Source organism: Cytobacillus horneckiae (genome assembly GCF_002835735.1).
Taxonomy (GTDB): Bacteria; Bacillota; Bacilli; order Bacillales; family Cytobacillaceae; genus Cytobacillus; species Cytobacillus horneckiae.
In genome coordinates, this window is record NZ_PISD01000071.1 from 1 (window position 1) to 14,547 (window position 14,547).

General features: G+C 39.9%; 9 protein-coding genes. All 9 read left to right on the forward strand.

Annotation, left to right across the window (positions count from 1 at the left end; all coding sequences use genetic code 11):
• Positions 1 to 238: 238 nt before the first annotated feature.
• Positions 239 to 814: a DUF6241 domain-containing protein gene (locus tag CWS20_RS24715; protein WP_066200952.1), complete on the forward strand. Its 576-nt coding sequence runs from the start codon at positions 239 to 241 to the stop codon at positions 812 to 814.
• Positions 815 to 1,211: 397 nt separating this feature from the next.
• Positions 1,212 to 9,635, forward strand: coding sequence for a tRNase toxin domain-containing protein (locus CWS20_RS24720; protein WP_066200950.1), 8,424 nt, complete (start codon positions 1,212 to 1,214; stop codon positions 9,633 to 9,635).
• Between the two features lie 16 nt (positions 9,636 to 9,651).
• Positions 9,652 to 10,149 (forward strand): hypothetical protein, encoded by a 498-nt coding sequence (locus CWS20_RS24725; RefSeq protein WP_066200947.1) that lies wholly within the window; start codon positions 9,652 to 9,654, stop codon positions 10,147 to 10,149.
• 220 nt (positions 10,150 to 10,369) lie between these two features.
• On the forward strand, positions 10,370 to 10,495 hold the full coding sequence (locus CWS20_RS29125; RefSeq protein WP_276328340.1) for a hypothetical protein: 126 nt from the start codon (positions 10,370 to 10,372) through the stop codon (positions 10,493 to 10,495).
• A gap of 264 nt (positions 10,496 to 10,759) precedes the next feature.
• Entirely contained in the window at positions 10,760 to 11,161 is a 402-nt protein-coding gene (locus tag CWS20_RS24735; RefSeq protein WP_101226422.1) for a hypothetical protein, read from the forward strand.
• A gap of 376 nt (positions 11,162 to 11,537) precedes the next feature.
• The gene (locus CWS20_RS24740; RefSeq protein WP_142385418.1) at positions 11,538 to 12,125 is read left to right on the forward strand and encodes a hypothetical protein; all 588 of its coding nucleotides are present in this window, start codon (positions 11,538 to 11,540) and stop codon (positions 12,123 to 12,125) included.
• The gene (locus tag CWS20_RS24745) at positions 12,125 to 12,607 is read left to right on the forward strand and encodes a pentapeptide repeat-containing protein (protein WP_066200938.1); all 483 of its coding nucleotides are present in this window, start codon (positions 12,125 to 12,127) and stop codon (positions 12,605 to 12,607) included. Before CWS20_RS24740 ends, CWS20_RS24745 begins: the two co-directional genes overlap by 1 nt.
• A 193-nt stretch (positions 12,608 to 12,800) precedes the next feature.
• Entirely contained in the window at positions 12,801 to 13,940 is a 1,140-nt protein-coding gene (locus tag CWS20_RS29465; RefSeq protein ID WP_411814277.1) for an RHS repeat-associated core domain-containing protein, read from the forward strand.
• 11 nt (positions 13,941 to 13,951) lie between these two features.
• On the forward strand, positions 13,952 to 14,347 hold the full coding sequence (locus tag CWS20_RS24755; RefSeq protein WP_066200933.1) for a CDI toxin immunity protein: 396 nt from the start codon (positions 13,952 to 13,954) through the stop codon (positions 14,345 to 14,347).
• The last annotated feature ends 200 nt before the right edge of the window (positions 14,348 to 14,547 follow it).

The following is a 14,547-nucleotide window of genomic DNA, read 5'->3' on the forward strand; positions in this document are numbered from 1 at the left end:
TCGAAGAGAAGGTGTCTCATCACCCGTTCGCCGTCCAAAGTATAGCAGAAGGTCGAATAGAAGGTGTCTCACCGCCCGTTCGCCGTCCAAAGTATGACAGAAGGTCGAATAGGAGACTCCATAACCCCAGGGTACTAGAAATAATGTCACATAGTAAAATAAAAGTTGAAAACATTCCCTGCCCCAACAAGAATATTTATTTTATAATAAAACCAGCAAAAAGAGTTAGGAGAGAAAAATGAAAAAATTTTTATTAGCTGCTCTAATTGTTGTAGTCTGCTTAGCTGGATTGCTATTTGGTGTGAAAAAGTTAACAGACAATGCAAAGTCATATGAACGAAAAAAGGAGGAGGCTGCTCAAGCTGATCAGGCATTTAAGGAGGTGGCTGATAGAAAAGCGCCGGAAACAGTCCTAACGCCGGAGCAGCAGCTGGAAGAGGACATCATTGCCCGGATTTCTGCAATAAAATATCAAATTGATTGGATTAGTGAAAATTCTCCGCAGGAAGAAATCATTGATGTGATGCATCAGATGACCCATCAGAAAGTTAGAGCTGAGAAAAAAGAAGGCGCGATTCCGATGAGTCATGATACGATTGCTCAAGTATATCAAATCGTTGTAAATAGTGATTTTGAACGGAAAGCCGATTTACTCGCCATGCTTGAACAATGGAAAATCGGAAATTTTTCCAGTGTTGATAGCGATCATAATTATTTATGGGAATATCAAGGTGGATCGTCGGGAATGGCGTATGGAAGACTAAGCCTTGCTGAGGAAGAAGCATTTATAAAGGAAAATTTTAAGCTTGATTGATATAACGCTAATCGCTTGTAGAGAAACTGTCTACAAGCTTTTTTAATTTCAGCAAGTTTGGCCGATGACTCCACGAAAACGGCCAATCCTCTGTCATTATGGGCAGGGGTTTTTGTTTGCGAAATTCCAAATTCGGAAAACTTGATTCCATTATTGAGATTTTCAAATGATATTTTTGTAGTATATTTTACCTAATGTAAAAATGGGGTATTTGTCGAAATTTGTATGTAGAAATTTGTAGCATTTTTGTAATATTTAAGTATAAAATCTATTTGTTTACTAAATTATTAATGATTTGGAAATTTGTTTTTCTTGTCATGGAGGGGGTGGTGGCTGTCGCGCTGTTTTTCTATCATGTGTAACAACTTTGTAATATTTTTTAGAGAGAAGGGTTGAAGTGGGAAAAAAGATATTTAAAAGCTTGCTCATATTCATGTTGATTTTTAGTACGATTGATCTATCAGTGTTTGCTACTGAAGGCGCTGAGAAAAAGGAAAAGCAAACAGAAGAAGATGTAAATGCACCTGTAGAGGCAGAACAGGTTAGAGAACTGGCTGACATGCGTGAGCCAAATACAAAAACCTTTCTCAATTCAGATGGCACATACACAACCGAAATTTATACTGAGGACATTCATTATGAAAAGGATGGAGAATTGGAGCCGATTTCCAATACGCCAGAGCTCAATAAGGAATCAGATAAAAATGAGTTTAAATTTGTCAACAAAGATAATCGCTTCAAAGTGAAATTTGCAGCAAATACGAGCAAGAAAAATCTATTATCATTGAAGCTCGGTAAGGAAAAAATCAGCTATAAGCTTCTCGATACTGAAAAGGTGAATGCGAAGAAAGAAGAAGGACTTATAATCTATGAAAATATTTTTAAGCATGTAGACTTCGAATACAGCCTTGGCAGTTCCAGTGTCAAAGAAGATATTATGCTGAAAAATGCGGACTCTGCAAGAGAGTTTAAGTTTTTAATTACCGGGACGCTAAAGCCTAGAAAAGAAGAGAGAAACATCAACTTCTATAATCAAAAAGATGAGCTTATTTGGACGATGCCTCATCCTTTTATGGAGGATAAAAACGGGAAATACTCTGAAGAAATCGAATTTAACCTTGAAGAAACTGCGGATGGACATCTTTTAACGATTAAACCGGACGATGCGTTTCTCGATGAGAAGGATACAGAATATCCAGTAAGAATTGATCCAACTGTCAATATTGGCGGGAAGGCATCCAATACATTGGATACGTATGTAATGAAAAGCTATCCAGAAAACAATTACTATACGACGCCTGAGCTAAGAACGGGATATACCCCTTCTACTGGAACGACAAGGACGTATATCGATTTTTCCCAGTCGCTTCCGAATTTATCAGGAAAAATATTAGTCAAAGCTGAATTAAACATCTATAAGTGGAACGATATCGGTAAACCGATTTCAACAAAGGTTTATGCGAACAGAATAACGAAGGCGTGGGACAGCACAAAGATCAGGTACAGCAACCAGCCAAGCTTTAATACAGATGTTTCATATGGCTCCACAGCCAACACTGGAAATGCAAAATGGCTCAAAATGAATTTAACTGACCTCGTGCATGGCTGGACGAAAGGCTCCTTTGCCAATCATGGCATCGTATTAAGAAGCACTTCGGAAGGAACGGCAGGCTCGTACCAAAAATACAGCGCTTCAGAAACAGCCAGTAATAAGCCATATTTGGCGGTTACTTATTCGGAAGCGCCTGCAGCACCAAAGGCAACAAGCTACTCCAATGGAAACAGTACAGGCTATGTGGATTTAACTTGGAATAAAGTCGATGGCGCAACAGGCTATAAAGTGCAGATTTATAATGGCAGAGCCTATGAAGAGTTTAATGTCGGCAATGTGACAAGCTGGAGCACAAAAGGAAAGAAGCTCTGGCCAACGCGTGCACAAATCGATAATAAGCAGTATGGCTTGAGGAAAAACGGGGATGGCAGAGACCTTCCGGAAAATCCTAATGACCTCTACAAGCGCAGCGGCGGAGATAAACAGACGAGCACGAACTATTGGTTTAGGGTGGCTGCATACAACAAATACGGAACTACAGCACAATCACCAACTGCAACACCAACCATTCCTGACAAAACAAAACCGACGGTCCCGGGTGGGGTTCAGATTACGAATGACCGCATCGAGAACTTTACTGTCGGCTGGCAGCCTTCATCTGATTTGGACGGCACAGGCGTGGCGAAATATAAAGTGTACATCGGCGATAAGCCGAATACGGCTAATATTGTCAATGGTGCAGAGACAACGAAGCAGTTTTATACAGTCGGCAGTGCTTTAGAGCCAAGGAAAACTTATTATGCATGGGTGCAGGCGATTGATAAAAGCGGGAATGTCAGCAATAATTCCACTGCGGCTTCAAAGCAGGCAAGAAAGGAATTTGACGCCCAAATTGAAAGCTATTTTATCCCGGCAGAAAGCAATATTGACAATAGCAGTCCTGAAAAAATCTGGTTTGAAGTAAAGAATACCGGAACGGCTACTTGGAAAAACAGCGATAACATCAGTTTGTCTGTCACAAGCACAAGTCCTGATAAAACCGCACCGACTGGATTTGCCGCTTACCTGGAAACGGGCAAAGAGGTAAAGCCGAATGAAAAGGTCACCTTTTATGTGGATTGGGTGCCGAAAAAAGGGGTAATCGGTTCATATCAATTAAAAGCAGTTGTCGGCCAGGGTAAAGAGCCGAAATACATTAACCCGCCGGAAAATATCATTACAAAAAATATCCTAGTAAAAGATACGCAAGCGCCAAGCGGCAAAGTCGTCATTAATGATGGCGCAAAATATACGACCAGCTCAAATGTGATTGTCAAAGTGGCGGACGTATTCGATAATGCCAACGGCGATAAATTTGTTCAATTGGCCAATGGGCAGAAGGATGCAGCGGAGGGCACACTTAAATTCTCTGAATCTAAAAAAGTTGCCCAATCATCTGAAAGCTTTGCTTGGAATTTGGAAAACAGCAAAGGCGAGCATTATGTTTATGCGCGTTTTCTTGATCAAAGCGGCAATATTTCAAAGCTATATCACGATTCGATTATTTATGATCAAACCATTCCTAATATTACGATTAAAAATATCACAAACGGTGATTTTTTCTCAGGGAAGAAAAAGATTGAAGGATCGATAACAGATGATCAAGGAAATGTCACTTATCAAATCGACTATAGCTTAAATGATGGCAAAGAGCCAAGCTGGAAGCAAATTAAAAAGGGCACTAATGCAGTAAATGACGGTGTGCTTGCCGAATGGGATGTCGCAGGGATAGCTAAAGGCGAATATACCGTGCGGATAGCGGCCACAGATGAAGCAGGTCAAACAAATTTAGAATATCGCACCATCTGGATTGACAACTTAGAGAAGGATTGGTATGGAGCAGAGAGCTATTATCCGGCCTATTCTGTTCCAGTATTAACAGGCAGCGGGTTTGTTAACCTGTATAATGGCAGTCTGAATGTGCAAGAAATTGACTTTACTTTGCCTTCTGCCGGGTTTTCACTCGATTTTGGCCGTTCGTACGCATCCAATCGCAGTGCAAAAGGATTGCTTGGCATAGGGTGGATGACTTCTCTTGAAGAAAAGCTGGAGATCAAAGGCAAACAGGTCTTCTATACAGATGCTGATGGATCAATCCATTTATTTGAGCAGCAGTCGAATGGACAGTATAGTGTTCCTTCAGGTGCGAGCTTCAGTCTAAAAGCGGCAGGCACCGGCTTTGAACTCGATTATAAAGACGGCAGCCTCGTGAAGAAGGTATTCGATGCAAAAGGGAAACTCGTCAAGGTGACTGAACCGAACGGCACGTCCATTCAATATGAGTATGACCAGGAAGTGTTAACGAAAGTATCTGCCGGCAAAAAATCATTTGCCATCCAATATGGTTCAGATAAACTGATTTCCGCGATTACTTACAGCACAGGCGATAAAATAGGCTTTACTTATAAGGACGGCTTTTTATCAGACGTGAAGGGAACGACAAAAAGCGGACAGGCTAATGGACATATTAAGTATGAATACAAAGATGGTAAAATGTCGGCCGCTATATGGGAAAACGGCCTCCGTACCGAATTTACTTATAACGGGAATCGTGTCGTTGCCATTAAAAGCAGTCAATCAACAAGATTGATTAGCAGCAACTATAAATTGCAAAAATATGATTCTATTATTGATACATTGCATTATGATTTACAGCAACAGAAAGTATACACGTCCATCAACTCGATTGAACCTAATAAGACGAGTAAAAATTTAGGAAATGTCGAACACACCTTAAATGAGAATGGACAGGCCGTTAAGCAGACGCTTATCCGTACTTATCTTGCAAATGAAGATCCGGATGCAGCAAAAGCGGACAGCAATAACATAACAATAACAACAGAATATGAGAACAATCTCGTGAAGTCGACGACTGATGGGATGGGCAATCAATCGCAATATAAATATGACAGCTACGGGAATATCGTCGAGCAAACCTTGCCTGCTGTTACAGTGAATGGCAAAAAATCGAATCACTCTTTAAGCTCTCAATATAACGCCGATGGACAGATTATTAAGAGCACAGATACATTAGGCAAAGTGAAGCAATGGAAATATGACAGCAAAGGCAATATGACAGAAAGCATTGATGAAGAAGGCAATAAACAGACGCATCAATACGATAGCTATGGTAATGTGACGAAAACGATTGGAGAGCGCGGACCTTTATACAGTTACATTAAAGATTACAGCATGGAAGATAAGGAGCTTTCCGCGTGGACTTTGAGCGGAACGGTGAAGAAAAGCACAGCGCAGGCAAAGTCAGGCAAACAAAGTATCGAGCTGAGCGCCAATGCTTCAGTCTCATCTGAAAAAGTGGCGATTAAGAAAGGGAGACTCCCTGTTCTAGCAATGGTTGAAGGTATCGCGCCATCCGGCAATGCCAATGCTGAAATCATGCTGCAATATCTTAAAAATGATGCAGTCGTAAAGGAATTTACACAAACGCAAACAATCGATAATGGGTGGAAAAGGGCGAAAGTAAGCGGTGCAGTCCCTGCTGATGCGACGCATGTCCGCTTAAAAGTGACGAATAAAGGCAGCAGCCCGCTATTTATTGATGACTTTGTGCTGGAGGAAAGCAATATTACGACGCAATATGTGTATGATGCGGCCGGAGAAAATGTCCTTGAGCTCATTGACCCGTATGGCAGCAAAACAACGTACACATACAATGAATACGGCCAGCCTTTAACAGAAACAAACGCACTAAATCAGACGAAGACAGTCACATACAATGATAAGCTCCAAGTGCAAAAAGTGAAGGATCGAGCCGGCAGGGAGGAAAGCTTTGAATACGATATCATGGGCAATGTGGTCAAGGAAAAGAACAGCCTTGGACAATTGACATCGTATGAATATAATGAATGGGGTCAGCTCCTATCCACAAAGCTCCCAGCTGTAAAAATGACCTATTATCAAAATGAACAGGTCGAAAAAACCGAAGAAAAACAAGCGCAGATATATACTGAATATGATGAGCTTGGCCGCGTCATTAAAGAAACAGATGAAAATGGCCATATTCTTGCACAAGAGCATGACGGCTATGGTCGAATCGCGCGTGTGATTGATCCGATGCAAAACCAGAAATATTTTGCTTACGATAAAAATGATAATGTCATCCATACAATTGACTTTGCGGCAAAGGATGCACCAAATAATAGCAAGGTGCTCGTAGCAAAGGGTGAAATGTACGCCACCTACGATGAATGGAACAGACAGCTGACAGAAACGGACAACACCGGCAACAAAAACGTGCTAACAATGGTCAATACGTTTGACTCGGAAAATAGGCTCATCCATACAAAAGATGCTGAAGGGACAGAGCTACATTATAAATACAATCACCTTGGCGAAAATGTGTATACGAAGGATAATTCCGAGCCAGTTGTTGAAACATGGTCCTATTATGACGGTCTTGGCACGCCCGCGATTACAATTAGCGGCGGGACGGTTGAGTACTCCGTTACAGATGCAAATGGAGACGTCACAGAGACGATTGACCATAAGGGCACAAAAACAGCATTTGAATATAATGCGGTCGGCGATAAGCTGAAGCAGACAAACCCAGACGGCAATACAACCGAATGGACGTACAATAAAGAAGGCCAGATTTTAACAGAAACAGAGAAAGTAGAAGATACAGCAGAATCTACTACCCATCTTGTGACGACCTATGAATACAATGGCGCCGGCGAGGTTATCAAACAGAAGCTGGAAGGCAAAGTGTATGACAAGTCATCGAAGAAAACAGCTAACCATCCTTTAAAAGATACCGAGCTGACCTATGACGAATTAGGCAGACTCGTGCGCGAGCAAACGAAATTTTACGAAGATGCTGAAGGAACCGTGAAAAAAGCGGACATCCGCTTCCTTTACGATCTAAATGGCAACTTGATCAGGAAATGGATCTATGATGAATCTTCACAAACGATTAACAAATCAGGCGACGTTACCTTGCCGTTCGTCCGCTCTGAAAGCATGTTTAAGTACGATGCAAACAACCGCTTTACTTTTGAAGAAAAGATCGAGAATAAAATCGTTACCCAAAAGATCTACAGAGATGACGAAAATGCCGAGGAAATCTCCTCTGCTTTAGGCTCAACCGTCGTTTATTATAATGAAAATGACCTTGAGGAAAAGATTGTTACACCTATAAATGAGCAGTATTTCATTTCGTACACACCTTCTGAGCTGAAGGATACGATTAAAGGGCCTCGTCTTACAGTGGATATGGATTATGGCACAAATGAAAAAATGACAAGAATCCAAACGAAGAAGAGGGACAGCGCGACTGTCATTTTCTCTGAAAGCTATACGTACAATGGCGAGGAACAAATTACATCAGCGAAGAACTCCTTCGGCGGCGACAAAGCCTACACTTATACGAAGGAAGGCTTCCTGCAATCGGTCAAGCAGGGCAGCGAAAACGTTTCGTATTCATATGATGTAAATGGTAATATGCTGAAGGCTGTCGATCAATCCGGCAAAGTCCTGATTGAAAATGAGTATAGTGCAGGCAATCGCATCAGCACAACCGTTCAGTACGATAAAGAATCGAACAAGTATCAAAAAATTGCCTATAAATTCCGCACAGATGGTTCACTGCAGGAAGAAACGTATCATCAAAAGGCAGCAACCGCAGCCGATGCCAAAAAAGCGGCCGTAGATACGAAGAAGACTTATGAATATGCATCGATTAATCTGCTGAAAAGCATTACAACGAAAAAAGGGAGCCAAACAGTAGAAAAAATCGAGTATACTTATGACAGTGAAGACAACCGAACATCGAAAAAGGTCACCAATGCCGAAGGCGAAAGAACAGAGCTTTACTACTATGATGCCAATGGAGACCTTGTCAGCATCTCGGAAAAAACCGGCATCGACGACGCGCGGAACCTAATTAATATTCACCGGGATTCAAGCGGACAGCTGCTAAGCTTCGAGTATAAACAAAAAAGCTATGACTATGTATACAACCAGCGCGGCGACATCGTCGCCATCACCGATGCGCAACAAAACGTCATCGCGAAATATACCTATGATGAATGGGGAAATATCCTTAAATCAGAAGGATTAACCGACATCGGCAAAGAAGTGGTCAAAGCCAATCCTTTCCGCTACGTCGGAAAATTCGGCGTCCAATACGATGAAGACACCAAGCTCTACTTCATGGGCTGGCGCGAATACGACCCGAAAATCGGCCGTTTCCTAGTCGCGGATGAATATGAAGGCGAAGACGACAATCCGATCTCATTCAACCGCTATCTCTATGCGGAATCCGACCCGGTCAACAACATCGACCCGGACGGCTATGCACCAAAATGGCTGAAAAAGCTCAGCAAAGGCGTCAAAAAAGCCGCCAAGGCCACCTACAACTTTGCCATCGGCGATGACATCAAGACCATCAAAAGCAAGAAAACCAAATGGTACCAAAAAGCCGGCGCCGCCATCAGCATCGCCTCCAACTTCATCCCAGGAGGAGGCCTCGCATCCAAGGCAGTCAAAGCTGCGATAAAAGGCACATCGAAAGCGTATAAAGCAGCGAAAGTAACTAAAAAAGCAACGACGAAAATTAAGCGATCACCAAGTAAGAAGGTTTCATCCAAAGTCAACAAAAAGCCAAAAACCGTAGCTGCCAAGCCGATTCGTACGGCGCCAAAGGTGCAGAGTAAGGCGAAGGTGAAAGTGACTGCGACGGTCAAGCCGAAGAAAACAATAAAGACGTCTGTGGCGCCGAAGCCGAAGCGGAATACTGTCGTCCTTCGTGTGGAAAAAACAAAGGTTATCAAAGCATCAAAAGGCTCGCCTAAGGGTGGTTCGTCAACGGCAGGTAAATCACCTTCATCAGCTAAAAAATCATCTTCATCAAATAAACAGATTATGGAAGATAGTGCGGATGATGCTGTGGATAAGGATTTTGTTAAAGTTAATTATAAAACTATAATAAATACTGCAACTGCCCCTAAAAAGGGTGGAGAGACGATTGTAGGTCATGCTTTACAAAAACATGCAGGAAGAAATCCAGAAATTTGGGGGAAAGTTAAAGGCGGCCCTGACCAAATAAATCAAACAGCTTTGAAACATCTTGAAGAAATAATAGCTGCACCTGGAGGATTTAAAAAAAATAAAAATCCTAAAGGTATAGAGTTTTTGGAGAAAAAACTACCAGATGGGCGTGGAGTTCGATTAAACCTTGATGGAACTTTTAAAGGGTTCATTGACCAGTAATAAAGGTGGGGTGTAAGTGGAAAATATAGAGATTATATTAACTGATTTTAATAAGAGAGAAATTGATAAATTAATTTACAACGAACTTAAACTATCTACATTAAAACTTAGAACATCACATTTTTATGATAATATTTCGGAAAAAGATTTGGATTTTTTTCAAGTGAATAGCATTGAAAAGATATTATCACCGAAAGGCACAGGAAATATACTTTTAGAAGAATTGCAGTTAGGTATTTCATTAAAAAATGTATTAATAGTTTTCTCTTTTGATGAACAATATGGTGACATTGTATTTAACTTTCCTGAAAATGAAATATTAAAGGAAGAGAAGAACGATAATAAGGAAAGGTTGAAAAAACTAGTACTTTTTCTAGCTGATTTGAAAAGAAATTATGATATTCCAAAAATTATCATTGGTTACGAACCTGCAACTGATGAGGATACTTTGTTAATAGAAATTAATAATAGTGTAACTGATTATGACAAAGATATAGAAAAAATAGTTTCTTAATTTATGAGCCTTAAGGTAACTGCCTTAAGGCTTTTTTAGGGGTGGAGAGTTGAACAAACCTCTTCTTATTTCAAGTCGATAGATAATGTTATTATCTCGGCATGAAATTTAGAAAATTAATAAAGCGTACAAGGCAAAAGGCTCGTCTGCTAGTTCATCAGCTAAAAAATCATCTTCAGCTAATAAACAGATAATGGAAGATGGTGCGGGTGATGTTGTTGTGGATAAGGCTACGAGTAAAGTTGATGACTTTGCTAAAGAACCATTCCAGCCGGATGAATATTACAAAAATACTATGCCTCTATGCAAGGAACACCAGGAGCTAGGATTAATTTTAGTCGGTTAGGTTCAAGTGGTCAGATAGAAAATTCCAGAGTAATTTATGACCAAGCAGGTAAGCCAAAACATAGAATTGATTATACTGACCATGGAAATTCTGTTCATCACACAAACCCACATATGCATGAGTACATTTATCAAGATGCAGGAAAAAGTGTTAAAGCAGAAATAAAGTATTTTATGGACTTTTCTAATGGTAGACTGAGACATGGGATAATTGATGGGAAAACAAACAAGATAAAGTTTATTGATTAATGAGGGAGGAAGATTTTTGATTGTTATAAAAAATTACGAGACAATAACAGATAAATTAAACGCCCTTGGTTCTTGGACTTTTAAGGAAATAGTGGGAATTGAATACACTATGGATACTGATTTTGAAGATAATTATACGGCTTCACTAACCCTTTCTTTTCATGTCTCGGTTATTGAAACAAATCAACGATTCAAAATGAAAATCAGATACTTTAATGTTTCTGACCTTAGTGTAAGAAAAATAACAAATCTTTACCTGACGAGAAGTTTGATAGTACATGATAAAAAAGAGTTAGGGTGGGATACCATTCAACGATACCATGTACATGATGACAGTGGGTATGGTGGGAACGACGGATACAACTTTATTGAGTTTTACTGTAGTTTTATGGAAGCTATTTCACTGGAAGAATTCTAATACTCCATACCTTGATTGGCTAATCGCCTTTCAAGGTTTTTTATGAAGAACTAACTAATGCTAAATAAACTACTTGTTATACTAAGAAGTGAACTATATGTAATTCATTTAGGATGTTAAATTAAAGAGTACGTAAAAAAAACATAGGTGCTATTAAATGTATTTTATCTACAATTGAGAACAGTTCCCAGGAGGAGGCCTCGCATCCAAGGCAGGCAAAGCCGCGATAAAAGGTACATCGAAAGCGTATAAAGCAGCGAAAGCAATTAAAAAAGCAACGACGAAAATTAAACGATCACCAAGTAAGAAGGTTTCATCCAAAGTCAACAAAAAGCCAAAAACCGTAGCTGCCAAGCCAATTCGGACGGCGCCTAAGGTGCAGAGTAAGGCGAAGGTGAAGGTAGCGGCGACGGTTAAAACAAAACCGAAGACAAAGACCTATGTGGCACCGAAGACAAGTCGTGGAGTGACTGTAAATAGGGTTGCGAAAAACGCGGCAAAAACAGAAAAGCATGTCGTTAGTTCAGATGTAAAAGTAGCTCCTAAAAAAGCACCTAAAGGAGGCAATACCCAAAGTACCGAAGAAGCGGAATCTCAGTTTTTAATGAAATTGGATTTGCAGCTGTTTGCTGGGGAAAAGGGAACTAGTGGTAATAATAAGGTATCCATTAAAGTAACTGAAGAAATTATTAGAGAAGCAATGAAGGATGCGCCTTTAAGAACGATGCAAAATGCAGTAAGTTTGCCTGCTATTCAGAGGTATGTTGATAGATTAGCTAAAGGTGATGTTGCACCACCAATTCGTGTTGATAAAGGGATTATTGTCGAAGGAAATCATCGATACGTTGCAGGGAGAGTATTTGGACAGGAACCTGCCCAGCAAAGTTGGTCAGGGGGGATTTCGTCATTATCGATGGATTTTAAAAAGATAAAAATTGATCCTACTGATTGGGGGAATAGATAATGATTATTATTGATACACTTACCGGAAACTCTGTTGAATTAGACATAGAAGCTCTAGAAGAATCTAACTTGAACGATTTAGAGTTGCATCGTGCATTATTATCTGGTGCCAATTTACAAGGAGCAAGCATGAAAAGAACAAATTTTCGTGGTGCATTTTTAGAGCGCACGAATCTAAGCTATTCTGATTTAACAGAGTCTAAATTGATGACAGCTCAATTACAAAATGCAAATCTCGTCTCTGCTAATCTTACAGATGCAATGTTAAATGCGGCTAACCTATCAAATGCAAATTTGTGTAATGTAAATTTAACAAGGGCAGACGTTTGGGAAGCTAACTTTCAAAACTCTTTGTTAAAGGGTGCAAATCTATTTTCTTGTCAAAGAATTATGGATGCAGATTTTAGGAACGCGATTTTTGATAATAGTACAAAATGGCCTGCTGGGTTTAACCCGATTGAAAGAGGTGCAATTAAGATTTAGTTTAAAGTACATCTAAAGTAAGATTATTAGATACTATGGGAATTAACTCGTTAACAGCTAAAAAACAAACGCGCATCGATATTCTATTGGTGAGCGTTTGTTTCGTTTCATTTGGAACCGGATTTTTCTTGACTTTGTAAATTCTAATTTTAATCAATTAATCAGGCACAAAACTTAATTAATATTTTCAGGAATTCCTTTCCGCTACCTCGGAAAATTCGGCGTCCAATACGATGAAGACACCAAGCTCTACTTCATGAGCTGGCGCGAATACGACCCGAAAATCGGCCGTTTCCTAGTCGCAGATGAATATGAAGGAGAAGACGACAATCCGATCTCATTCAACCGCTATCTCTATGCGGAATCCGATCCGGTCAACAACATCGACCCGGACGGCTATGCACCAAAATGGCTGAAAAAGCTCAGCAAAGGCGTCAAAAAAGCTGCCAAGGCGACCTACAACTTTGCCATCGGCGATGACATCAAGACCATCAAAAGCAAGAAAACCAAGTGGTACGAAAAAGCCGGCGCCGCCATCAGCATCGCCTCCAACTTCATTCCAGGAGGAGGCCTCGCATCCAAGGCAGTCAAGGCCGCTATAAAAGGTACATCGAAAGCTTACAAAGCCGTTAAATCGACTAAAAAAGCAACAACGAAAATTAAGCGATCACCGAGTAAGAAGGTCTCATCAAAGGTCAACAAAAAGCCAAAAACCGTAGCTACCAAGCCGATTCGGACGGCGCCAAAGGTGCAGAGTAAGGCAAAGGTGAAAGTAGCTGCGACGGTAAAAACAAAACCGAAGATAAAGACCTATGTGGCCCCGAAGCCGAATCGTGGAGCAACTGTAAATAGGGTTGCGAAAAACGCGGCAAAAACAGAAAAACATGTCGCTAGTCCAGATGTAAAGACAAGTAGACAAAGCTCATCTACTAAAGCTACTGGGTCCAGTCCTAAATTTCTTGACAAGCCTATGGCTGGCGATAATGTTGGGTCGATGCTTAGGGGTATAGGTAAGGGAGAACAAGTATTAGATAAAGTCGAGACATATGAACAAGCTAGAAATAAAGCACTAGATTTACTTGGTGATTTAGGACCGAATTCCAAGCCATATACAGGAACTCTTCCGTCAAGTGCTGGATATGGTAAAGTAGTTGGTAGGCAATCTGCTGATGGAAAAGCAAGATGGAGATTAGATTATGATCCTAATAAAGGAATGCATATAAACATTGAGGATTGGCGTAATGGTAAAGGTGCTAATGCTCGTAAAATTGTCATACCATTTGATGGAAACGAAGATACCTTTAAATCATTATTGAAACATTTGAATAGATAAGGAGATTAAGAATGAGTTTAATTGATGAGTGTATTGAAGCCTTAGGTGAAAATATTAAAATCTTGTATAATCTAGATAGAGAGCGTATTTTAGAAGATTTTGATAGTTCTTTTCCAATTACAGAGTGGGGACGTATTGATTGGGAGAAAGTTACTAATCATGCCAAAGTAAACACAATTGATGAGTTGATTTCCTTTTTAAACCAAAATGTTAATGGAGATAGTAATGATGTATATGTAATTTGGGACGAAGGGACATTACCTATAATTCATTCTGATTTAGATAAAGTATTTGAAGTTATTGATGATGTTACTGCTGTAAGTTTTGATACATGGATATTCTCACCATCTTTAGTATATGTTATAGAGATATTTCATGACGGTGAAGTAAGAATAGGATTAAATTAAAATTGGATTAACCATCAATAGAGAATTAATATTTCTTTTTTGATGGTTTTATTTATGATGGATTTATTTTATATAATAAAATACTAATTTCAATATGTATTTCGGCCACAAAAAGCATCTTCATGGTAAAATACCCCTATGAAAAGGGTGAAATATTTTTAGATTAGAGATTTGCGGAAATCGGCAAAGAAGTGGTCAAA